Origin of the sequence: Sphaerotilus uruguayifluvii, assembly GCF_013294065.1 — a bacterium.
In the GTDB taxonomy this organism is placed as follows: Bacteria; Pseudomonadota; Gammaproteobacteria; order Burkholderiales; family Burkholderiaceae_C; genus Sphaerotilus; species Sphaerotilus uruguayifluvii.
The window spans coordinates 41750-64895 of record NZ_JABSNM010000009.1 but is presented as its reverse complement, the minus strand read 5'-3'; the positions used below and the strand labels follow the sequence as shown (position 1 = coordinate 64895).

The 23146-nt window shown below is 73.2% G+C and carries 17 protein-coding genes; 9 read left to right on the top strand and 8 right to left on the bottom strand.

The annotated features are described in order from the left end of the window. The first annotated feature begins 120 nt into the window (after nt 1-120). Nucleotides 121-963 carry a basic amino acid ABC transporter substrate-binding protein gene (locus HNQ01_RS11550; protein WP_173805588.1) on the top strand — a complete coding sequence of 281 codons (843 nt, stop codon included), beginning with the start codon at nt 121-123 and terminating at the stop codon, nt 961-963. Here the strand turns inward: HNQ01_RS11550 and HNQ01_RS11545 are convergent. Further along, nucleotides 912-3128 (bottom strand): putative bifunctional diguanylate cyclase/phosphodiesterase, encoded by a 2217-nt coding sequence (locus HNQ01_RS11545; RefSeq protein WP_173805587.1) that lies wholly within the window; start codon nt 3126-3128, stop codon nt 912-914. The two genes, HNQ01_RS11550 and HNQ01_RS11545, sit on opposite strands and share 52 nt — an antisense overlap. 265 nt (nt 3129-3393) lie before the next feature. Here HNQ01_RS11545 and HNQ01_RS11540 point away from each other — a divergent pair, with 265 nt between their 5' ends. Both HNQ01_RS11540 and HNQ01_RS11535 read left to right on the top strand, forming a co-directional pair. Beyond that, nucleotides 3394-4146: an amino acid ABC transporter permease gene (locus tag HNQ01_RS11540; protein ID WP_173805586.1), complete on the top strand. Its 753-nt coding sequence runs from the start codon at nt 3394-3396 to the stop codon at nt 4144-4146. 230 nt (nt 4147-4376) lie between these two features. Continuing rightward, on the top strand, nt 4377-5309 hold the full coding sequence (locus HNQ01_RS11535; RefSeq protein WP_173805585.1) for a porin: 933 nt from the start codon (nt 4377-4379) through the stop codon (nt 5307-5309). Nucleotides 5310-5394: 85 nt separating this feature from the next. Here HNQ01_RS11535 and HNQ01_RS11530 read toward each other — a convergent pair whose 3' ends face one another. Beyond that, on the bottom strand, nt 5395-6372 hold the full coding sequence (locus tag HNQ01_RS11530) for a tripartite tricarboxylate transporter substrate binding protein BugE (protein ID WP_173805584.1): 978 nt from the start codon (nt 6370-6372) through the stop codon (nt 5395-5397). 114 nt (nt 6373-6486) lie between these two features. Between HNQ01_RS11530 and HNQ01_RS11525 the strand changes: the two genes are divergently transcribed. Next, nucleotides 6487-7398 carry an AEC family transporter gene (locus tag HNQ01_RS11525; RefSeq protein WP_173805583.1) on the top strand — a complete coding sequence of 304 codons (912 nt, stop codon included), beginning with the start codon at nt 6487-6489 and terminating at the stop codon, nt 7396-7398. A gap of 12 nt (nt 7399-7410) precedes the next feature. On the opposite strand, the gene queG is transcribed toward HNQ01_RS11525, so the two are convergent. Then, complete coding sequence (gene queG, locus HNQ01_RS11520; protein WP_173805582.1) at nt 7411-8529, bottom strand: tRNA epoxyqueuosine(34) reductase QueG; 1119 nt, start codon at nt 8527-8529, stop codon at nt 7411-7413. Nucleotides 8530-8532: 3 nt separating this feature from the next. Between queG and tsaE the strand changes: the two genes are divergently transcribed. The 3 genes from tsaE (at nt 8533) to HNQ01_RS11505 (ending at nt 12021) form a co-directional block, all read left to right on the top strand. Beyond that, nucleotides 8533-9033 carry a tRNA (adenosine(37)-N6)-threonylcarbamoyltransferase complex ATPase subunit type 1 TsaE gene (tsaE, locus tag HNQ01_RS11515; RefSeq protein ID WP_173805581.1) on the top strand — a complete coding sequence of 167 codons (501 nt, stop codon included), beginning with the start codon at nt 8533-8535 and terminating at the stop codon, nt 9031-9033. 29 nt (nt 9034-9062) lie between these two features. After that, a complete protein-coding gene (locus tag HNQ01_RS11510; RefSeq protein ID WP_173805580.1) occupies nt 9063-10511 on the top strand; it encodes an N-acetylmuramoyl-L-alanine amidase in 1449 nt (482 codons plus the stop codon). Nucleotides 10512-10572: 61 nt separating this feature from the next. Further along, nucleotides 10573-12021, top strand: coding sequence for a hypothetical protein (locus tag HNQ01_RS11505; RefSeq protein WP_173805579.1), 1449 nt, complete (start codon nt 10573-10575; stop codon nt 12019-12021). Between the two features lie 29 nt (nt 12022-12050). On the opposite strand, the gene HNQ01_RS11500 is transcribed toward HNQ01_RS11505, so the two are convergent. Next, entirely contained in the window at nt 12051-12713 is a 663-nt protein-coding gene (locus HNQ01_RS11500; protein WP_173805578.1) for a DedA family protein, read from the bottom strand. Between the two features lie 159 nt (nt 12714-12872). On the opposite strand from HNQ01_RS11500, the gene HNQ01_RS11495 reads away from it, so the two are divergent. Beyond that, nucleotides 12873-13994 carry an ABC transporter substrate-binding protein gene (locus HNQ01_RS11495; RefSeq protein WP_173805577.1) on the top strand — a complete coding sequence of 374 codons (1122 nt, stop codon included), beginning with the start codon at nt 12873-12875 and terminating at the stop codon, nt 13992-13994. A gap of 25 nt (nt 13995-14019) precedes the next feature. Then, nucleotides 14020-15999: a DNA mismatch repair endonuclease MutL gene (mutL, locus tag HNQ01_RS11490; RefSeq protein ID WP_173805576.1), complete on the top strand. Its 1980-nt coding sequence runs from the start codon at nt 14020-14022 to the stop codon at nt 15997-15999. 24 nt (nt 16000-16023) lie between these two features. On the opposite strand, the gene HNQ01_RS11485 is transcribed toward mutL, so the two are convergent. The 4 genes from HNQ01_RS11485 to HNQ01_RS11470 form a co-directional block, all read right to left on the bottom strand. Further along, on the bottom strand, nt 16024-18597 hold the full coding sequence (locus HNQ01_RS11485; RefSeq protein WP_173805575.1) for an ATPase, T2SS/T4P/T4SS family: 2574 nt from the start codon (nt 18595-18597) through the stop codon (nt 16024-16026). 112 nt (nt 18598-18709) lie between these two features. Beyond that, nucleotides 18710-20335, bottom strand: a complete 1626-nt coding sequence (locus HNQ01_RS11480) for a hypothetical protein (protein WP_173805574.1) — start codon at nt 20333-20335, stop codon at nt 18710-18712. Continuing rightward, nucleotides 20332-21555 carry an ATP-grasp domain-containing protein gene (locus tag HNQ01_RS11475; RefSeq protein WP_353621690.1) on the bottom strand — a complete coding sequence of 408 codons (1224 nt, stop codon included), beginning with the start codon at nt 21553-21555 and terminating at the stop codon, nt 20332-20334. The genes HNQ01_RS11480 and HNQ01_RS11475 overlap by 4 nt, the downstream gene beginning before the upstream one ends. A 2-nt stretch (nt 21556-21557) precedes the next feature. Further along, nucleotides 21558-23111: a pyridoxal phosphate-dependent decarboxylase family protein gene (locus HNQ01_RS11470; protein ID WP_173805572.1), complete on the bottom strand. Its 1554-nt coding sequence runs from the start codon at nt 23109-23111 to the stop codon at nt 21558-21560. Between the last annotated feature and the right edge of the window lie 35 nt (nt 23112-23146).

Here is a 23146-nt window from a genome sequence, read left to right as displayed (position 1 = left end):
GGCCGGACCGCATGCCGGGCACGGAATCTGCGTTGGGTCACGACTTCTGCCTGAGACAGTGGCCGGCACGCCGCACGGCACCTAAACTGCCAGGTACCCTGACACCCCCCAAGGATCTCCATGTCGACCTCCCTGACCACCCGACGTTTCCTGAAGACCGGCGCTGCCCTGGCGGTCGCCCTGGTGCTGGCCGCCTGCGGCAAGAAGGAAGAGGCCGCGCCGGCCGCCGCCGCCTCGGCCCCCGCCGAGACGCCGCCCGCGCGGGTCTACGTCGTCGGCACCGACGCCGCCTACGCGCCGTTCGAGTCGCAGAACGAGAAGGGCGAGATCGTCGGCTTCGACATCGACGTGGTCTCGGCGGTCGCGCAGAAGGCGGGCATCCAGGTCAAGTTCGTCAACACGCCCTGGGAGGGCATGTTCAACACCGTCGCCCAGGGCGACCGCGACCTGCTGGTGTCGGCGATCACCATCACCGACGAGCGCAAGCAGACGATGGACTTCTCGGCGCCCTACTTCGACGCGCAGCAGCTGATCGCGGTGAAGGAAGACTCGAAGGTCGCGAAGTTCGAGGACCTGAAGAAGCTGAAGGTCGGCGTGCAGACCGGCACCACCGGCGACGAGGTGGTGACCAAGCTGATCGGCAAGGACAGCACCGCGATCAAGCGCTTCGAGTCGACCCCGCTGGCGCTGAAGGAGCTGGAGTCGGGCGGCGTCGACGCGGTCGTCGCCGACAACGGCGTGGTCATCCACTACGTGGCCAACAACGCGGGCTCGAAGTTCAAGACCGTCAGCGACACCACCTTCACGCCCGAGCAGTACGGCATCGTCGTCAAGAAGGGCAACGCCGAGCTGCTCGAGAAGATCAACAAGGGCCTGGCCGACATCAAGGCCGACGGCACCTACGACAAGATCTACGCCAGCTGGTTCGGTGCCGCGCCGGCCGCCGCCGCCGCGTCGAAGTGATCCTGCGGCCCCGGCGACGGGGCCCAGACCTGCCACCAGGCCTCGAACTCGGCCGGCGGCATCGCGTGCGCGAACAGCCAGCCCTGGCCCTGGGCGCAGCCTTCCTGCTCGAGCAGCTCGCGCTGGCCCTCGGTCTCGACACCCTCGGCGACCACCGTCAGGCCCAGGCCGCGCGCCAGCGCGATGATGGTCGTGGCGATGCTCAGGTCGCGACGGTCGCTCTCGATCGCCGCGACGAAGCTGCGGTCGATCTTCAGCGCGTCGACCGGCAGCCGCTTCAGGTAGGACAGGCTCGAGTAGCCGGTGCCGAAGTCGTCGATCGACAGCTTCACGCCGGCGCGCCTGAGCTCGCCCAGACGCTGCTCAGGCGCGCCGCCGGCGGTCATCAGCATCGACTCGGTGATCTCCAGCTCCAGCACGCCCGCGGGCAGGCCGTGGCGATCGCGCAGCGCCTGCAGCCGCGCCGGCAGGCCCGCGTCGGCGAAATGGCGCGCGCCCAGGTTCACCGCCACCGGCAGCCAGCCGCGCCCCTGCGCATGCCAGCGCGCGACCTGCGCCGCGACGGTGTCGAGCATGCGCTCGCCGATCGCCACGATCAGGTCGGTCTGCTCGGCCACCGGGATGAACTGCGCCGGCGACACCCAGCCCAGCTCCGGATGCAGCCAGCGCACCAGCGCCTCGGCGCCGACCAGCTCGCGGCTGTGCAGATCGAGCTTGGGCTGGTACCAGGCATGCAGCTCGCCGGCCGGCACCGCCCGGCGCAGCGACGACAGCAGCAGCAGCCGCTCCAGCGAGGCCTGGTGCAGCTGCGGGTCGTAGCGGCGCAGCGTGTTGCGCCCTTCGCCCTTGGCGCCGCGCAGCGCGCTCTCGGCATGGCGCAGCAGCGCGTCGGCCCCCTCGCCGTCCTCGGGAAAATGCGCGATGCCGATCGAGACGGTGACCGTCAGCGCATGGCCCTGCAGCGCGATCGGCTCGGCCAGCGCCGCCAGCCAGGCCCGGGCCTCGGCCTGCACCCGCTCGAGGCCGGCATCGGCCTGCATCACCACGAACTCGTCGCCGCCGAGCCGGCCGACGAAGCTGTGCGCGCCCGCCAGCACCCGCAGCCGCTCGGCCATCTCGACCAGCACCCGGTCGCCCGCGGCATGGCCCATCGTGTCGTTGATCGACTTGAAGCCGTCCAGCCCGATGACCAGCAGCGACACCGCCGCGGCGCGATCGCCGCCACGCCGGGCCTCGATCCACTCGTGCAGCCGCGCGGCGATGAGCTGCCGGTTGGGCAGATCGGTCAGGGTGTCGTGCTGGCGCAGGTGGTGCGAGCGCTGCTCGGCCTCGTGCAGCTGCGACAGGTCGGCGCCGACCCCGATGTAGTGGGTGATGCGGCCATGCTCGTCGCGCAGCACCGTGATCGTCTGCAGCAGCGGGTACAGCCGCCCGTCGCGAGCGCGGTTCCAGAACTCGCCCTGGAAGCGGTCGTGCAGCGCGAGCTGGCGCCACATGCGCTCGTAGAAGGCCGCGCCCTGGCGCCCCGAGCGCAGCAGGCGCGGATTGCGGCCGATCACCTCCGCGGCCGGGTAGCCGGAAATGCGGCTGAAGGCGGCGTTGGACGCGACGATGGCGCCGCTGGCGTCGGTCACCAGGATCGACTCGCCGGCCGACTCGAAGATGCGCGCGGCCAGCCTCAGCGCCTCGTCCTGGCGGTGCTGGCGAGTGATGTCGCGGGCCGCACCGAGCACGCCGATCAAGGCGCCGTCGTCTCCGCGCAACGGCGTCTTCAGCACCTCGTAGCGCCGGCGCTCGCCGGTGTCGCGGAAGGTCAGCCATTCCTCGTTGACATGCAGGCCGTCGACCTCGATCGCGCCCAGGTCGTTGCTGCGGAAGAAGGCCGCGTCCTCGGCCGAGAACATGTCCAGGTCGGTCAGCCCGCGCAGATCGGCCTCGCACCGGCCGACGACCCGCTCGAAGCTGCGGTTGCAGCACAGGTAGCGCCCCTGCGGATCCTTCAGCCAGGCCAGGTCGGGCAGGCCGCGGAAGAGGATGCGCGCGAAGTCCGCGCCCTCTTCCCAGACCGAACGGCCCGCGTCCGTGCCGCGGCCCTGCCCGCGCCCTGATCCATGCGCCGGCTCTTGCTTTTGCTCTTGCGCTTTGCCGTGTCCCTGACCGTCCATGATGCCGACTGCCTCGAGATGCCTTGAACAGAACCGGAAAATCCGGCTCCCGCTCCCCCGAGTAGAACCCCGGGACGGCTCATCCGGCAGAGGAACAGACCAGTTCCCGTGATGCATTTCAACAGGACGCGTGCTGGCGGGCCGGTCTGCGGCAAGGGTGCCTCCCGGGCCCGGCGGGCGGACCCGGCGCGTAGACTCGCGAACCATGTCACGGGCACACTCCGCCCTTTCCGCAACCCCCCCTCCTTTTTCCCCTCCTTCGATCATGGATCTTCGCTGGGACATCCTGGCCGGCTACGGCCCGCTGTTCGCCGCTGGCGTGCTGACCACCATCAAGCTGACGCTGGTGGCCATCGCGGCCGGCCTGCTGCTGGGCGTGGCCTTCGGGCTGGTGAGCAGCTCGGCCAGCGCGCCGCCGCCGCGCTCGACGGCCAGTGCCGCGCTGATGAAGCTGCTGCGCGCGCTCACCACCGCCTACGTCACCTTCTTCCGCGGCACGCCGCTGTTCGTGCAGATCCTGCTGGTGCATTTCGCGCTGATGCCGGCGCTGATCCATCCGGACGGCGGCTGGCTGATGTCCGGCGAGGCCGCACGCACCTTCCGCCAGGAGCATGGCGCCTTCTTCTCCGGCTGCGTGGCGCTGAGCCTGAATGCCGGCGCCTACATCTCGGAGATCTTCCGCGCCGGCATCCAGAGCATCCACCTCGGCCAGACGCAGGCCGCCTACTCGCTGGGCTTCACCCACGCGCAGAGCATGCGCTTCGTGATCCTGCCGCAGGCCTTCCGGCGCATGGTGCCGGCGCTGGTCAACGAGGGCGTCACGCTGATCAAGGATTCCTCGCTGGTGTCGGCGATCGGCCTGGCCGAGCTCGCGCTGGCCGCGCGCACCGTGGCGGGCGCCTATTCGCGCTACTGGGAACCCTACCTGGCGATTTCGGCGATCTACCTGATCCTGACGCTGATACTGACGACGCTGGCGCGCCGTCTGGAGGCGCCGGCCCATCTGCGCGGACGCTGACGCGGGCAGACGACGGTGATCCGTGTGGTGCATCACGCCCAGGCCTGATGCAGCGCCTGCACAGCCCTCGTGCCATGTTGTTTCATCACAACGAAACAGACCATCTTCCGTGGCGTCAAGCTCTGGTCATGCGCAATTTCCCGAATCTTCGATCCTAGAATGGCCTGCAATCGGCGCCTTCGAGCAAGCCGTGGATCCTGAAACTCACTCACTTCTCTAGGACGAAACTCATGAAGCGCTCCATCGCACTCGCCGTGCTGGCCACCCTGGCTTCCGGCGCTGCTCTCGCCCAAAGCTCGGTCACGCTGTATGGCCGCCTGAACGTGACGGCCGAGCACCAGAAGGCCCTCGGCGTCAAGAACAACACGCTGGAGAACAACTCGTCGTACCTGGGCCTGAAGGGTTCGGAAGATCTGGGCGGCGGCCTGAAGGCCGGCTTCGTCGTCGAGAGCAGCTTCGACCCGACCACCGGCACCGCCTCGACCTCGACCTTCTGGGGCCGTCAGTCGGAAGTGAACCTGAGCTCGGACAAGCTGGGCATGGTCCGCATCGGCAACTTCGACGCCGAGTCGGAGCTGGCCACCGCTGACTTCGTCAGCATGCACAACCACGACACCGGCTCGTCGGCTGATGCGCTGTACGACTACAGCAGCACCTTCAAGCAGAACAAGGTCGCCTACCGCACCCCCGAGTTCGTCAAGGGCCTGACCCTGGAAGCCGCCACCGCCGAGCGCGCCACCGGCCAGACCAAGCGTCCGGTCGACCTGGCTGCCAACTACGAGCTGGGCGCGCTGAAGCTGGGTGCCGGCTACAGCAAGGCCAACGGTGCGAAGGCCTTCTCGGCTCGCGCTGCGTACGGCCTGGGTGCCTTCACCTTCGGCGGCTACGCTGCCCGCTTCACCAACGCTGCCGACCAGTCGCAGAACACCTTCCGCCTGGCCGGCATGTACGCCCTGGGCGCGTCGGAATTCCACGCCAACGTCGGCTACTCGGGCAAGCTGGGCGGTGTCGCCAACACGCAAGCCAAGCAAGCGACCCTGGCCTACAACTACAACCTGAGCAAGCGCACCAAGGTCTACGGCTACGTGACCCGCCTGGACTACAAGGCGACCTCGGGCACCGACCTGACCTCGTACGCCGTCGGCGTGCGTCACCTGTTCTGATCGCCCGTCGATCCTGACAGCCAAGAAAGGCCGGTCGCAAGACCGGCCTTTTTTCTTTGCGCGGCGGTCGGCGTCGCCGCGGGCGTCAGTCCAGCGTGAGCTTCTGCTTGTCGACGACCTGGCGGTAGACGTCGAACTCGGCGCGGATCTGCGCGGCGAACTGCTCGGGCGTGTTGGCCACGATCAGCGAGCCGGTGTCATCGATGCGCTTGCGGACCGCGGGATCGTCGAGCGTGTGACGCACCGCGGCCGAGACCTTCTCGACCACCTCCTTCGGCAGCCCCTTCGGCCCGACCAGGCCGTAGAAGGCCATGCGGTTGACCGGCTCGAGGCCGACCTCCCTGAAGGTGGGCACCCCCGGCAGCACCGCCAGGCGCTGCGGCGCGGCCACGACGATCGGGATCAGCCGGCCCTCGCGGATGAAGGGCAGCGCCGAGGGCAGGTTGTCGAAGATGATCGGCACCTGACCGGCGACCGTGTCGTTGAGCGCGGGCCCCGCCCCGCGGTACGGGATGTGCGTGACGAAGACGCCGGCGAGGTTCTTGTAGAGCTCCATCTGCAGGTGGCCGATGCCGCCGGTGCCGGAGCTGGAGTAGCTGTAGCGCCCCGGACTCCTCTTCAGCACCTCGAGAAAGGTCTTGTGGTCGCGCGCCGGAAAGCTCGGATGCACCGCGATGACGTTCGGCGTGGCGGCGATGTTGATGATCGGCGTGAAGTCGGTCAGCGGGTTGTAGGGCGTGCGCGGGTTGATCGCCGGGTTGGAGGCGACCGTCGAGACGGTGGCGATGCCCAGCACATGCCCGTCGGGCGCGGCCTTGGTCAGCTCGCCCGCGCCGACGATGCCGCCGCCGCCGGCCTTGTTCTCGACCACCATCGGCTGGCCCAGCGCGGCGCCGGTCCGGTCGGAAATGATGCGCGCGATGATGTCGGTCGTGCCACCGGGCGCAAACGGCACGATCACCCGGACCGGACGGGCCGGATAGGCGGACTGGGCCAGGGTCGGCAGCGGCACGGCGGCGCTCAGCGCCAGCGTCGGGATCGCGAGGGCCAGACGTCGTTTCATTCGGGGAGGCTCCTGGGGTCGGATGGATCGGGCGGTGCCCGGGGCATGCTAGGCCACCTGATTGTGGATGCCGCGTAGTGGAAACCCCCCATCCTCCGGATAGCCTTGCCGACCATGCTCGACACCGCCCTGCTGCTGCTCCCGGACTTCCTGCTGATCGTGGCCGGCTGGACGATCTGCCACCGCACCGCGCTGGACCGCCCGGTCTGGGAGAGCGTCGAGCGTCTGGTCTACTGGCTGCTGTTCCCGGTGCTGCTGTTCGTGTCCATCGTGCGCAGCCCGCTGGCGCCGGCGGCGACGATGGGGCTGGCGGCCGGCGGCGTGCTGACCGTGCTGGCCGGCATCGCGCTGGCGACCGCGCTGCGCTGGCTGCCGGGGATCGATCCGAAGCTGCAGGCCAGCGGCGCGCAGGTGGCCTTCCGCTTCAACTCCTATGTCGCGCTGGCGATGGCCGAGCGGATCGGCGGCGCGCCGGCGCTGGCCTGGGTGGCGCTGCTGATCGCGCTGTGCGTGCCGCTGTGCAACATCGGTGCGGTCTGGAGCCTGGCGCGCCATGGCGGCCACCGCATCGGCGCCGAGCTGATCCGCAATCCGCTGATCCTGGCCACCGTCGCCGGGCTGCTCGGCAATCTGGCCGGGCTGCAGCTGCCCGTGCCGGTGGCCACGACGCTCACGCGCATCGGCGCCGCGGCCTTGCCTCTGGGGCTGATGGCGGTGGGCGCAGGGCTGCAGTTCGGCGGGCTGCGCAAGGCGCCGGGGCTGGCGACGGCGCTGCTGACGATCCGCCACGCGCTGCTGCCGGCCGCCGGGCTGGGGCTGGGCCTGCTGCTCGGGCTGCCGACCGGCCAGGCCCAGGTGCTGCTGCTGTTCGCCGCGATGCCCACTGCGTCGAGCTGTTTCGTGCTGGCCGCGCGCATGGGCGGCGACGGGCCCTATGTCGCCGGTCTGGTCACCGCCTCGACGCTGCTGGGCATGATCGGCCTGCCGGTGGCGCTGGCGGCCTTCCGGGTGCTGCACGGCGGCTGAGCCCGCCGCCCTTCAAGCCCGCTGCGCAAGCGCCCAGTCGATGTGCTCGGCCAGCAGCGCGTCCGCGCCGTCGCGGGCCGCACGCAGCGCCTCGGCCAGCACCGCGTCGCCCGTCTCGCGCCAGGCGTTGCCGATCGCCACGGCCAGATTGCGCCGCCAGCGCGCGTGGCCGATGCGCCGGATCGGGCTGCCCTCGGTGCGGCGCAGGAAGCCCGCCTCGTCCCAGGCCCAGAGCTGCAGCAGCGTGGCGCCGCTCATGCCGGGGCGCACCTCGAAGTCGGCCAGCGTGCTGGTGCGCGCGTACTTGTTCCACGGGCAGGCGAGCTGGCAGTCGTCGCAGCCGTAGATGCGGTTGCCCATCGCCGCGCGCAGCTCGACGGGGATCGGGCCGTCGTGCTCGATCGTGAGATAGCTGATGCAGCGCCGCGCATCCAGCCGGTAGGGCGCGACGATCGCCGCGGTCGGGCAGGCGTCGATGCAGGCGCTGCAGCGCCCGCAGTGCGGCTCGGCGGGCGCATCCACCGGCAGCGCCAGGTCGACGAAAAGCTCGCCGAGAAAGAACATCGAGCCGGCCGAGCGGTCGAGCAGCAGCGTGTGCTTGCCACGCCAGCCCAGGCCGGCGCGCCCCGCCAGCTCGACTTCGAGCACCGGCGCCGAATCGCAGAAGACCCGATGGCCGAAGGGGCCGATCTCGGCGGCGAGCCGGTCGGCCAGGTGCTGCAGCCGCGCGCGCACCACCTTGTGATAGTCCCGCCCGCGCGCATAGACCGAGATCACCGCCTCGCCGGGCTGGTGCTGCCGGGCGCGCTCGTCGTCGCGCCAGCCCGGCGCCGTGCCCTGCGGCAGGTAGGGCATGGCCACGCTGATCACCCGCACCGTGCCCGGCACCAGCTCGGCGGGCCGCGCACGGCGCAGGCCATGCGCGGCCATGTACTGCATCGAGCCGTGGAAGCCCGCCTCCAGCCAGGCCAGAAGACCCGGTTCGGCTGTAGCCAGATGTACATCGGCGATGCCGATCTGGGAAAATCCCAGTTCACGAGCCCATTCGCGCACCCGCACCACCAGCCGATCGGGGTCCGGCGCGCCTGCGGGTGTCCGCCCGTCCCGGGCGATCCGTTCGTCATCCTTCATCCGGTGATTCTAGAAACCTGCCACCAGACCTGGGCCGACGAGGCCGACTGCGAACGGGCCGCGCAAGCGCTGGCCGGCACGCCGCCGATCCGTGACGCCTGCATCACGCTGCACGGCACGCTCGGCGTCGGCAAGACCACCTTCGTGCGCCACCTGCTGCGCGCGCTGGGCGTGCAGGGGCGCATCAGGAGCCCCAGCTACGCGATCGTCGAACCGCACGAATTGCCGGATTGCCCGGATCTGGGCATCTGGCACTTCGATTTCTACCGCTTCGGCGACCCGCGGGAATGGGAAGATGCCGGCTTCCGGGACCTGTTCGCCAGCCCCGGGCTGAAGCTGGTCGAATGGCCGGACAAGGCCGAGGGCCTGCTGCCGCAGCCCGACCTGGCGCTGGTGCTGGACCTGCAGGCCGACGGCCTGCGCCGCGTGACCTGGCAGGCCGGCACCGCCCGGGGCCGCGAGCTGCTGCAGCCGCTGCGGTCGCTGCAGGATCACCGACACTGACCTTCATTCCCGCGAGGAGGACCCGCATCATGACCACCCCGCTTTCCCCCTGTCCCGAACGGCGCGGCTGGCTGCGCCAGGCCGGTGCGCTGGTGCTGACGCTCGGCGCCGGCGACCTCGCCTTCGGCGCGACGCTGGTGGCGGTGCGGGTCTGGCCGGCCGCCGACTACACCCGGGTGACGCTGGAATCCGACGTGGCGCTGGAGGCCCAGCACTTCGTCACCGACGGCCCGTCGCGGCTGGTCATCGACATCGACGGCCTGGAGCTCAGCCCGCAGCTGCGCGAGCTGGTCGCCAAGATCGCCAGCAACGATCCGCAGATCGGCGGCGTGCGCCTGGGCCAGAACCAGCCGCGCCGGGTGCGCATGGTCTTCGACCTGAAGCGCGCGGTCACGCCGCAGGTCTTCACGCTGGCGCCGATCGCGCCGTACCGGCACCGGCTGGTCTTCGACCTGTATCCGGTCAAGGCGCCCGATCCGCTGGTCGCGCTGGCCCGCGACACCGCGGGGGCGCCGGCCGCGCCGGCCGGCAGCAGCACCGCCGAGGCCGCGCAGCAGGCCGCCTCCGACCTGGACGACGCGCTGGGCGAGTTCATCGGCCGGGTCGACCGGCCGGGGCCGGCCCCCGGACCCGGACCGGGCCTGGCCACCGCACCGGCCTCGCCGCCGGCGCCCGGCCCGGGTCCGGCGTCGCCCGCGCCGGCCGCACCGCCGCGCGTGGCCGCGGCCCCGTCGCCCGCACCGTCGATCCTGCGCAGCGGCGCGCTCAACCGGCTGGTCGTCATCGCGATCGATCCGGGACACGGCGGCGAGGACCCGGGCGCGATCGGCCCGTCCGGCCTGCGCGAGAAGGACGTCGTGCTGAGCATCGGCCGCCAGCTCAAGGAGCGCATCAACGCCCGCCCCGGCATGCGCGCGATGCTGACGCGCGACGACGACTACTTCGTGCCGCTGCACGAGCGGGTGCGCAAGGCCCGCCGGGTGCAGGCCGACCTGTTCATCTCGATCCACGCCGACGCCTTCATCACGCCGCAGGCGCGCGGCGCCTCGGTCTTCGCGCTGTCGGACTCCGGCGCGACCAGCGCCGCCGCGCGCTGGATGGCCCAGCGCGAGAACGCCTCCGACGCGATCGGCGGCGTCAACGTCGCCGGCAAGGACGCGCATGTGATGCGCACGCTGCTCGACATGAGCACGACCGCGCAGATCAAGGACAGCCTGCGCCTGGGCCGCGAGGTGCTCGGCCACATCGGCCAGGTCGGCCGGCTGCACAAGGCCGACGTCGAGCAGGCCGGCTTCGCGGTGCTGAAGGCGCCCGACATCCCGTCGATCCTGGTCGAGACCGCCTTCATCTCCAATCCGGAGGAGGAAAGCCAGCTGCGCGACGACGCCTACCAGGCCCGTCTGGTGCAGGCGCTCTACACCGGCATCTCGCGCTATTTCGCGCGCAACCCGCCGCTGGCGCGCGACCGCCTGCTCTGACCGCGCCCGCCCTGACGCGGTGGTGGCAGGACGAGGGCGGCGTGCAGTAACCTTGCCGCCCATGAACGATCTGGCACCGACCCCCTTCCGTCCGGCGCGGGCGGCCCTCGCGGCCGCGGCCGCCGCCGCGCTGCTGTGCGGCCCGCAGGCCGCCAGCGCCGCGCGGCCCGAGCTGCCCGCCCCGCCCGCCGAGCGCCCCTGCCCCTCCGGCCTGCCCGAGGGCGTGCGCTGCCTGTCGGGACGCGACCACCTCGGCGCCTGGTACTGGATCGCGGTGCCGAAGGACTGGAGCGGCGTGCTGGTGGTGCATGCGCACGGCGGCCCGTCGCTGGGCGAACCGACGCTGGCCCGCGTCACCGGCGACCTGCAGCGCTGGAAGGTCATGCTGCAGGCCGGCCACGCCTGGGCCGGCACCAGCTACCGCCAGGGCGGCTTCGAGGTGCTGGCCGCCGGCGAGGATGTCGACCGGCTGCGCCGCATCGCGGTCGAGGCGCTGGGCACGCCGCGGCGCACCGTGCTGCACGGCCAGAGCTGGGGCGCGTCGGTGGCCGCGCGCATGGCCGAGCGCTACATCACGCCCGACATCCGCCCCGGCCAGACCGCGCCGGGCCCGCAGCCCTACGACGGCGTGCTGCTCAGCAGCGGCGTGCTGGCCGGCGCCACCCGCGCCTACGACGTGCGCGTCGACCTGCGCGCGGTCTACCAGGCGGTCTGCAACAACCATCCACGCCCGGACGAGCCGGTCTATCCGCTGTGGATGGGCATGCCGCCGGAGTCGACGCTGACCCGGCTCGATGTCGCGCAGCGGGTCGACGACTGCACCGGCGTGCAGCGCCCGCGCGCCGAGCGCAGCGCCGAGCAGCAGAAGCGCCTGGACACGCTCACCCGCGTGCTGCGCCTGCCCGAGAGCGCGCTGATCGGCCACCTGCAGTGGGCGACCTGGCATTTCCGCGAGCTGACGGTGCGCAGGCTCGGTGCGCGCAATCCCTTCACCAACGAGGGCGTGCGCTACAGCGGCAGCGACGACGACGAGGCGCTGAACCGGCGCGTGCCGCGGCTGCGCGCCGATCTGGCCGCCCGCGCCGAGCTGGGCCGCGACGGCGACCCCAGCGGCCGGCTGCTGCTGCCGACGCTGGCGCTGCACGGCATCGACGACCCGGTCGCCTTCGTCGAGATGGAGAGCCGCTTCCGCGACACGGTGACGGAGGCCGGCGCGGCCGAGCGGCTCGCGCAGGCCTACACCCGCGACGGCGAGCACGAGTACCTGTCGGATGCGGCCTATGTCAGCGCGGTCGACGCGCTGCTGGACTGGGCCGGCGGCGGCGCCCGGCCGGACGGCACCGCGCTCGAGCAGCGCTGCCGCGCGCTGCCGGCCGCCTGGAATCCGGCGCAGGGCTGCCGCTTCGCGGCGAGCTACCAGCCCGCCGCGCTGGAGACGCGCGTGCCGATGCGCGGCCCGCAGTCGCCGCTGGAATTTCCGCCGCCGGCGGCCGGGATCCGCCGGCCCTGAGGCCGGCGCGGACGCCTGCGCTCAGGAGCTCAGGCCCGCGAGGCGGCCGCGGCCGCCTCGGCGCGGCGCGACTTCCACGCGCCGAACATCACCAGCAGGCCCGGGATGACGATCATCGCCCAGATGATCTTCTCGAGGTTGTGCTTGACCCAGGGCACGTTGCCGAAGAAGTAGCCGGCGGTCACGATGCCGCCGACCCACAGCGAGCCGCCGGTCACGTCGTAGAAGGTGAACTTGCTGCGCGTCATGCGCGCCACGCCGGCGACGAAGGGCGCGAAGGTGCGCACGAAGGGCATGAAGCGCGCGATGACGATGGTCACGCCGCCGTGGCGCTCGTAGAACTCGTGCGCCTGGTTGAAGGCGCGCTTGTTGAACCAGCGCGAGTCCTCCCACTGGAAGACCTTCGGGCCGAGCAGGCGGCCGATGGTGTAGTTGCTCTGGTTGCCCAGCACCGCCGCGGCCAGCAGCAGCGCCACCGACAGGCCGTAGTCCATCAGCCCGACGCCGCACATCGCACCGACGACGAACAGCAGCGAGTCCCCGGGCAGGAAGGGCATCACGACGACGCCGGTCTCCACGAAGATGATCAGGAACAGCAACGCGTACACCCAGGTGCCGTAGCTGGCGACGAAGTCGGCCAGGTGCTTGTCGACATGCAGGATGAAATCGATCAGGAAGGGAAGGATGTCCATGGCCGGCGAGATTAGCACCGGCACGGTTGTGCGCATTACGTCACGCCGATGAGGTCCTCTCCATTTCCGCAACGGACAGGACATATTGCGCTGGGCACACTCCACCCCTCCGTTCAGGGGGTTGACACACGAATACCGAAAACAAGAGACGAATTCACGATGCAACGCAGAAGTCTTGTCCTGGCCGGCGCCGCGCTGGCCCTGGCGCGCCGGCCGGTGCGGGCCGCAGGCGCCCCGCTGGTGATCGGCCAGTCCGCGGCCCTGAGCGGGCCGCTGGCGGCGTCGGGCCGGTCCTATGGCGCCGGCGCGACGCTGGCCTTCTCCGCGCTCGACGAGCGCGGCGGCATCGACGGCCGGCCGCTGCGCTGGGTGCGGCTCGACGACGCGGGCGACCCGGCGCGCGCCCGCGCCAACCTGCGCCGCCTGGCGGCCGACCCGCAGGCGCTGGCGCTGTTCGGCGGCTTCGGCAGCCTGGGCCCGGACGAGATCGGCCCGCTGCTGCAGGACTCGGGCCTGCCGGCGCTCGGCGGCCCGCGGGTGGCCGACTCGGTGCGGGCGCGCTGCGGCGACGCCGGCTTCTTCGTGCGCGCCAGCCATGCGCAGGAGGCCGCGGCGCTGGCGCGCCATCTCGCCAGCCTGGGCCTGCAGCGCGTGGCCATCGCGCATCTGGCCACGCCCTTCGGCCAGGAAGGCCTGAAGCTGGTCGCCGACGCGCTGGCGCGCCAGGGCCTGCAGCTGGCCGGCTCGGCCGCGCTGACCAGCGATGCCGCCACCGCGCAGGAGGCCTCGCGCAAGCTGCTGGCCATGGCGCCGGCGCCGCAGGCGATCGTGCTGTTCACCGGCGGCGCGCAGGCCGCGGCGATGATGGCCGCGGCCGCCAGCCTGCGCCGCCAGCCGCCCTTCTTCGGCCTGTCGGTCGTCGGCGACGAGGACCTGCCGCGGCAGATCGGCGCGCCGGCGCGCGGCCTGGTCATCACCCAGCCGGTGCCCAGCCCCTGGAAGGAGCACGGCCGGCTGATGGAGGACTACCGCAGCCGCGCGCAGGCCGCCGGCGTCACGCTCGGCTATGCCAGCCTGGCCGGCTGGATCGACGCGCAGGTGATGATCGAGGCGCTGCGCCGCTGCAACGGCCTGCTGACGCGCACCCACCTGACGAACTCGCTGCGGCTGCTGCAGATGCAGCTCGCCAGCATGCGCATCGACTTCAGCCGCCACGAAGGCGGCGGCTCGCGCTACGTCGAGCTGGTGCAGATCAGCGAATCCGGGCGGTACCTGGGCTGAACCGCGCCTTCCTACAATCCGGGGCATGACCCTGCCCCCGACGACCGCCCCGCTGGCCCCGCCCTCCCGCCGCCCGATCCGCGAGCTGCCCGACGAGCTGATCAGCCAGATCGCCGCCGGCGAGGTGGTCGAGCGCCCGGCCTCGGTGGTGCGCGAGCTGGTCGACAACGCGCTGGACGCCGGCGCCACGCGCATCGCGGTGCGGCTGATCGCCGGCGGCGTGCGCTCGATCGTCATCGAGGACGACGGCCAGGGCATCGCCGCGGCCGAGCTGCCGCTGGCGCTGCGCCGGCACGCCACCAGCAAGATCGGCTCGCTGCACGATCTCGAGCAGGTGATGACGATGGGCTTCCGCGGCGAGGCGCTGGCGGCGATCGGCTCGATCGCCGAGCTGTCGATCACCAGCCGCACGATGGACGCCGCACACGCGCAGCGCATCGACGGCCGCACCGGCGAGCTGCAGCCCGCCGCACGGGCCGTCGGCACGACGGTGGAGGTGCGCGAGCTCTTCTTCTCGACGCCGGCGCGGCGCAAGTTCCTGAAGTCCGACGCCACCGAGCTGGCGCATTGCCTGGAGGCGGTGCGCCGCCACGCGCTGGCGCGGCCCGAGGTCGGCTTCGAGGTCTGGCACGAGGGCCGGCTGGTCGAGCAGTGGCGCCCGGGCGACGCGCAGCAGCGCCTGCGCGACGTGCTCGGCGAGGCCTTCGCACGCGACAGCCGCGAGGTGGCGCTGCAGCTCGGGCCGCTGTCGGTGCGCGGCCGCGCCGGCCTGCCGGAAACCGCCCGCGCGCGCGCCGACCTGCAGTACGTCTACGTCAACGGCCGCCATGTGCGCGACCGGCTGCTGGCGCACGGCGTGCGCGCCGCCTACGAGGACGTGCTGCACGGCAGCCGCCAGCCCAGCTATGTGCTCTTCATGGAGATCGCGCCGGAGCGGGTGGACGTGAACGTGCATCCGACCAAGACCGAGGTGCGCTTCCGCGATTCGCGCGAGGTGCACCAGGCGGTGCGCCGCGCGGTCGAGGCGGCGCTGGCGCCCTCGCGCACCCGCCCGGCGCCGGACGCGCCCGACACGGCCGCAGAGACGCCGCCGCCGGCCCCGATGGCGACGTCCGAGCCGGCGCCCGCACCGACGCCCCGCCCTGCACCCGCCTGGCGTGCCCCGGCGCCGGTGCAGGGGCGGCTGCTGCTCGAGCAGGCCGCGCGGCTGCATGCCCGCGAGCTGCCGGCGCCGTGGCGTCAGGCCGCATCGGCGCCCACGCCCGCCCCCGTGCCCGCACCCGTCCCCGCACTCGCTCAGGCCGAGGATGCGGAGACCGCCGCGACGCCGGTGTCGTGCCCCGTGCCGACCCGGGGGGCCGCGCCGGCGCCGGCTCCCGCGCCGGAACCCGCCGATGGCGACTGGCCGCTGGGGCGCGCGCTGGCGCAGCTCGGCGGCGTCTACGTGCTGGCCGAGAACCGCCATGGCCTGATCGTCGTCGACATGCACGCCGCGCACGAGCGCATCGTCTACGAGCGGCTCAAGCGTGCGGTGGCCGAGACGCACGGCGATGGCGAGGCGCAGGCGCTGGCCTCGCAGCCTCTGCTGATTCCGGCCACCTTCGCGGCCACGCCGGCCGAGGTCGCGGCCGCGGAGACGCACGCCGACACGCTGCAGCAGCTGGGCCTGGATGTCGCGCCGCTGTCGCCGGGCGTGCTGGCGGTGCGGGCGGTGCCCGCGGCGCTGCAGGGGGCGGACGCCGCTGCTCTGGCGCGCTCGGTGCTGGCCGACCTGGCCGAGCACGAGGCCAGCACGCTGGTGCAGCGCGCCCGCGACGAGCTGCTGGCGACGATGGCCTGCCACGGCGCGGTGCGCGCCAGCCGCCGGCTGACCGTCGAGGAAATGAACGCGCTGCTGCGCGACATGGAGCGCACCGAGCGCGCCGACCTGTGCAACCACGGCCGGCCGACCTGGCGCCAGGTCACGATGCGCGAGCTCGACGCGCTGTTCCTGCGCGGGCGCTGACGCCCGCGCGCCGCCGGCGCACGCTCAGTCGCAGACGCCGCGCACCTCGTCGAGGCTGACCAGCCCGGCCAGCATCTTCTCGACCGCATCCTGGCGCAGCGTGCGCAGCCCTTCCTGCAGCGCCAGGCGCTGCAGGTTCCAGGCCGGCGCACCGGCGCGGATCATCCGGCGCAGCTCGCGGCTGACGAACATCAGCTCGTGCGCGGCCGCGCGCCCGCGCAGCCCGGTGCCGCGGCAGCGCTCGCAGCCGGCGCTCTGGTAGCGACGCAGCTTGCCGTCGCGGCCATGGCGGGCCAGCCAGTCGGCGCGCAGCTGCTCGCGCGCCTCTTCGGCCGCCTCGACATGGCCGCCGTGGAAATGGCCCTCGATCCATTCGGCGATCTCGGGCTCGCGCGCGGAACGGCTCATCCGGCAGGTGCTGCACAGCCGGCGCATCAGGCGCTGCGCATGCACCGCCTGCAGCGTGTCGCCCAGCAGCCAGCGGTCCACGCCCAGGTCGATCAGGCGCTGCACCGCCTCGGCGGTGTTGCGCCCGGTGGTGGTGGCCAGCACCAGCCGGCCGGCGGCCGCCGCCTCGAGCGCGAGCTGCGCGGTGTCGACGTCGCGCAGGCCGTCGATGGCGATCACGTCGGCATCGGCCTGCAGCACCGCCTGCAGCGCCGCGGCCATCGGCCGGCCGGCGCGGGCGTCGACCTCGATCTGGCGCACGCCCGGCAGCGTCGCCTCCAGGCGCTCGCCCAGCGCGACGATCTTGCGCTCGGGCTGGTTCAGCCGGTTCAGCTCGGCCAGCAGCGTGGTGGTGCGCCCCGAACGTGCCGGACCGACACCGAGGATCAGCCCGCCGCCGGGCCGCTCCAGCAGCGCCGCGAGCCGCTCCTGCTCGGATGCGCCCAGGCCCAGGCCCTCGAACTTCAGCGCCTTGAGCCGCGTCGGCAGGCCCAGCACGATGTCCTCCATGCCGCCATGCGTCGGCAGCGTGGTGACGCGCAGCTCGATGCGGTGCTGCGGCATCAGCCGCGCGAAGGCCAGCCGGCCCGACTGCGGCCGGCGGTTGTCGGCCACGTCGAGCTCGGCCAGCGACTTGATGCGCGCCACCAGCCCGGTGCGCCAGCGCCCGGGCAGCTCGGTGTGCGGCTCCATGCGGCCGTCGCGGCGCAGCCGCACCCACAGCTTGTCCTCGCTCGGGTGGTTCTCGATGTGGATGGCGCTGGCGCCCTTGCCCATCGCGTCGGCCACCAGCGTGACCAGCAGCTGCTGCACCGGATGGTCGCGGCCGGCGCGCGCACCGCCCTCGCCCTCGCGGGCCGGCCCGGCGGCCGCCTCGGGCGCGGCCGGACCGGCGGCGCCGGCGCTGGCCGCGGAGGCCGCCGGTGCGGCGGACGGCACGCCGGCGGCCTCCGGATCGACCGGCACCGGCAGGTCGGCGTAGGCGCGCTCGATCGCCGCCTTCAGGTCGCCCGCGCCGGTCAGCGCCGGCGCGATCGCGCAGCCGCTGAGCTCGGCGAGCTGCTCGAGCACCGCCTGGCGCGACACGTCCTGCATCGCCACCACCAGCCGGCCGGCGCGGTGTACCAGCGGCAGCACCTCCAGCAGCCGCGCCGTCTCCAGCGGCAGCCGCGCCAGCGCCTCGTTCTGCGGATGGAAATTCGTCAGGTTGACGACCGGATAGCCCATCTTGCGCGCCATCGCCACCCGCAGCTGCTGCGGCGTGACCCAGTCGCGCTCGAGCAGCACCTCGCCGAGCGGCTGCACCCGCTCGCTGACCTGCTGGCCGAGCACCTCGTGGAGCTGCTCCTCGCGCAGATAGCCCAGCGCCACCAGCGCCTCGCCCAGGCGCACCATCGGCATGCGCGCCTGCTTGTCGAGCGCGGCCAGCAGCTGGTCGGGCGTGACGATCTGGCGCGCCACCAGGATCTCGCCGAGCTTCTGCCCGCGCGAGCGCTTCTGGATCTGCATCGCCTGCTCGACCTGCGCCGGCGTGACCGCGGCCTCCTCGACCAGCAGGGCGCCCAGCCGCTCGCCCAGGGCCGCGCGCTCGTAGGCCCCGCGGGGCAGCAGGCTGCACTGCACCGCGCCGCGGTCGTCCAGCGGCATGAACAGGAACAGCCCGACCTCGTTCTCGACATGGCCGACGGTGACGCCGCCGAAGCTCTCGCCCCCGGCCAGGTGCACGGTGAAGGGCTGGGCCGGATGGTGCTCGAGCACCTGCGCCTGCGCCTCGCTCAGCGGCTCGGCCGGCGCCGGCAGGCCCTCGCGGCGCGACAGCGGCAGGATCGGCGCCTGCAGCGTGATGCGCCGGATCTGGTCGAAGCGCATCGGCAGCGACACCCGGTCCGGCGGCACCTGCACCCGCGCGATGCCGGCGGCCGGCTCCAGCGCGACCAGCTGGCCGCTCATCAGGTTGCCGCTGCGCCCCTCGATCTCGACGGCCAGCGGCTCGCGCTGCGGCTCGGCCGGCGGGTAGGACGCGAAGGGCGGCATCGGCCACGCGAAGGGAGCGGCCGCGCTGCGGCGGCCACGCGGCGCGGGCGCCAGCGTGCGCTGCACCTCGGCAGCGCCGGCGGCAGGATTCGGCGGAAACTGGGACAGGTCGGACATGGGCGTTCCAGGAAGGCTCTCGTCGCGATGCTAGGCAGCGTCCCGCCGGCACGAAGGGCGGAAATGACGCGCCAAACCGGCCGTGCCCGCGGCCGGATCGGCGGCCGGCGGATCAGATCCGGCCGATCAGCCAGGCGAGCTTGTCCAGCGCCAGCCGCGCCTGCGTCAGCGCCTCGGCCGGGCCGCGGGCGCCGGAGGTCGCCGCCGAGATGTCGCGTGCGCCCACGCACAGGCGCAGCGCCGTCAGCGCCTGGCCATCGCGCACGCCGCAGACCACCGGCTGGCCGATCTGGAAGCGCAGCTGCGCCAGCAGCGGCACGCCGTCGCCGGCCTGCGCCTCGCGCATCTGGCGGTGCAGCCAGGCCGTCTCCTCCGGGCGCAGGGGCCGCCAGGTGCGGCCCTCGCGCCGGCGCGGCAGGAAGGGAAGGATCGTCGGCAGCCGGTCCCAGCAGGCCGGCCCGGCGCTGGCGACGCGCCAGTCGCGCGACTGCGCCAGCGGCGTGACCGGCAGCGGCTCGAAGACCGGATCGTCGGTCAGCCGCGCCGAGGCCGCGGCGCCCCATTCGCGCAGGAAGTCCTGCACCGCCGCCGCCGGCACCTCGCGCAGCCGGCGCAGCTCGGCCAGCGCCGCCTCCCAGCGCAGCAGCAGGCCCGGGTTCGGGCTGCCCGGCAGCTCGCGCGCGCCCGGCCAGGAACGCGGCCAGTCGCCGCGCGCGCTGTAGGAGCGCAGCCGGTGCAGCGGCCGGCGGCGCACCCGCGCGGCCGCCGCCGGCGGCAGCAGCAGCGCGCCGCTGAAGGCCGGTCCGCCGACGAACTTCGAGCCGGTCAGCGCCACCAGGAAATCCTGGCGCAGGAAGGCCGCCACCGATTCCGGCGCCAGCCGGAACTGGCAGGCATCGACCAGCACCTCGACCTGCTCGCCCCAGCGGTGGCGCAGGCGCAGCGCGCAGGCCGGCGACGGCGCGACCAGGCCGGTCTTCGACACGTCGACCATCACCAGCAGGCAACGCCCGCCGGCGCGCACGATGCGCTCGGCCTCGGCGGCGAACTCCGCGTCGATCGCCTCGACCGGGCGCGGCCGGCCGTCGGGCTCGCGCAGCGCCACGGTGCGCGCCGGCGCCATCTCGAGCCCGGGCAGGGACAGGCCGGGCGCGACCTGGGCGCCCTGCGCGGTGACGGTGTTGAAGTGGCGGGCCGCCAGCGCCTTGGGCACGCCGCTGCCGGTCTCGGACGGATCGGCCATCAAGGCCTGCAGCGGCCGGGCCGCGCCCGGCTCGCCGTCGGCCGGGCTGAGGATCTGGGTCGCGATCAGATGCAGGTCGGTGCCGGAAGCCGCCAGCACCACCTGCGTGCCGGTGACCTGGTCGGCGCCGGTCAGCGCCAGCAGCTCGGCGCGCACCCGGTCGACCTCGCCGGGCCAGCAGCCCGGATCGGCGCCCAGGCGCAGCATCAGCCGCGAGGCCGCCTCGAAGCCGCGCGCCGACACCACCGACGCGGTCGACGAGCCCAGCGCGATCAGTCCCGGATCGGGCCGGGGCGGGCAGCCGTAGAGATTCGTGCCCTGCACGTCGAGCTGCAGCCGCGTGTCCCCGCCCTGCGTCAGCCAGTAGGCGGTCGCGTCGGCCAGCTCGGGATCGTCGATCAGCGTGGAGGCGGTGGCCATGGCGGGGGGGGAGGACGCGGACAGCAGCGTGCGCAGGACGATGGACGAGACGCGGCGCTCGGTCGCCGCCGTCATCGCGCGGCCCGCCGCGCCAGCAGGCCCCGGAAGGCCTGCCGCACGCGACGCATCGCCGGGTGCTTGTACGGGAACATCTCCTCCGGATCCATCGAGTGCACGACCGCGCCCGGATCGACCTCGAAGACCAGCAGCCGGCCGTCGCTCGTCTCGGCGCAGTCGATCACCAGATAGTCCAGACCGAAGCCCGCGCCGATCCGGCCCAGCGCCTCGGCATGGCGCGCGCCGAAGCCGGCGTCGAAGCCGGTCATGAACTCGGCCTCCTGGCGGCGCTTGTCCTCGCTGTCGGTCATGCCGGCATTGAGGTAGTGCACCATCCAGTGCGAGGACACGCCCAGGTGGCCGGCGAAGGCCTGGCCGTCGACCAGCACGACGCGGTACTTGCGGAACTGGCCGTCGGCGCCGCGGTAGTCGACGAAGCTCGACAGGTAGAAGACCTCGCCGGCGGTCGCCTCGAGGTAGGCCGCCAGCGCCGCCGGCGTGTCGACCTTCTCCAGGTCGTGGCCGGCGTGCGAGTCGAGCGGGCGGATGATCAGCGGCCAGGCGGCGTCGGGCAGCAGCGTGCCCAGCGGCCGCAGGCCCTCGGCCAGCTCCTGCAGCACGCCGCGCTCGTGCAGCGCGGTGGCCGGCATCGCCAGGCCCGGCAGGCCGTGCAGCATCTGCCAGGCCTCGTCGCGCGAGGTACGCAGGATGGCGGCGGGCCGGTTGACCGGCTGCACGCCCCAGCGCGCCATCTGCGCGTCGAGGCGCGACAGCAGCGTGCGGCTGGCGGCCGACTCCGACACCGCCGTCCACAGCACGTCATGCGCCGGCAGCGTCTCGGGCAGCGGCTCGCCCGGCACCAGGTAGAGCATCGTCAGCTCGACGTCGCTGCCCTCGCACAGGAAGGGCAGCGGCGCATTCGTCATCAGGTCGCCGGGCATCATCAGCGCCAGCAGCCGCAGCGGCCGGCCCTCGGCCGGCGGGCACGGCGCCTCGAGCCGGTACAGGCGGCTGACCTGCAGCGCCTGCGCCTGCGTCGCCAGGCCGACCTCGCGCAGGCCCTGCAGGAACAGCGCGGTGGACAGGTCCATCAGTGCCTCGGCGTCGTGCTCGTCGGCGCCGGCGCGCTCGATGAAGGACTGCGCCAGCGGGCGCAGGTCGGTGCCGCGAAAGGCCTGGGTCATCAGCGTCGCCAGGCCCAGCAGCGGCTTGCGGGGGGCGATCGGGGAAGCGGTCACGGTCATCGGGAGCTTTCGTCGGAAAGGATCGGCAGGCCCGCCGCACCGCCGGCGCACGCCTGCCGCAGGCGCAGTCGTCCGAAGTGATGCAGGGCCTCGAGCAGCAGGTCGAGGTCGGCCTCGACGGTGCGGTGGTTGACCAGCGCGACGCGCACCGCGGTGCGCCCGCCGATCGTGGTGGTGGACGGCGCGGCCACGCCGCTCTCGTGCAGGTCGGCGACCAGCTCGGCGTTGAGCGCGTCGAGCGTGGCCTCGTCGAGCGGCTGGCCGTCGGCCAGGTCCGGCGCCGCGCCGACATAGCGCAGGCAGACGATGTTCAGCGCCACCGGCGCGAGCCGCTGCAGCCGCGCGTCGGCATCGACCCGCTCGGCCAGCCGACGCGCCAGGCGGCAGCTGGCCTCGATCGCCGCGCCCAGGCGCTCGCGGCCGTGGGCCATGACGGTGAACCAGACCTTCAGCGCCCGGAAGCCCCGCGAGAGGTCGGGGCCGAGATCGCAGGGCCAGGGCGAGCCCGCCGCCAGCCCGCGCGGGTGGCGCGCCAGATAGGCCGCCGGCGAGGCGAAGGCCGCCAGCTGCGCGGCCTGATCGCGCACCAGCACGAAGCCGGCGTCGTAGGGCACCTGGCCCCACTTGTGGAAGTCCAGCGCCAGCGAGTCGGCCCGCTCGATGCCGGCCAGGCGCGGCGCCAGCGCCGGCGACAGCCGCGCCAGCGCGCCGAAGGCGCCGTCGACATGGAACCAGAGCTGCTCGGTCGCGCACAGCGTGGCCAGCGCGTCCAGATCGTCGATCGCGCCGACATCGACCGTGCCGGCGGTGCCCACCACCAGGAAGGGCTGCAGGCCGGCAGCGCGGTCCGCCGCCAGCATGCGGCGCAGCGCGGCGACGTCGATGCGGTGATCGGCGTCCACCGGCACCCGGCGCAGCGCCTGGTGGCCCAGCCCGGCGATCGCCATCGCCTGCGCGACGCAGCCGTGCGCGGCCGCGCTGGTGTAGGCCACCAGCCTCAGGCCGTCCGCGCCCAGCCCGTCGCGGCGCGAGTCGACGCCCAGCGCGCGGGTGCGCGCCACCAGCACGCCGATCAGGTTGGCGGTCGAGGAGCCGGTCACCAGCAGGCCGGAGGCGGTGTCGGGAAAGTCGAACAGCTCGCGCATCCAGTGCACCACCTGGCGCTCGACCTCCAGCGGCATCTGGTCGCGCCCGCCCACGTTGGCGTTCAGGCCGGCGGCGAGCATCTCGGCCAGCAGGCCCTCGGGCGTGCCGGCGCCCTGCACCCAGCCCATGAAGCGCGGATGCGCGTTGCCGACCGCATGCGGCAGCACCTCGGCCAGGAAGCGCCGGTGCAGCTCGGCCACCGGCACCGGCTGCGCCGGCAGGGGCTCGCGCCAGCCCGCGCGCAGCGCCTCGGGGATCGGCCGCCAGACCGGCTGCTCGCGCAGCGTGCGCAGGTGGCCGATCATGTCGTCGAGCATGCGGTGGGCCTGGGCGCGAAAGTCTTCCCAGGCGGCCGGATCGGCAGGGTCCAGCGAAGTCGGCGAACAGGCGGCGGTGTCACTCATCGTGACACGAGGTTATTTGCGGGATCGGGAGAACA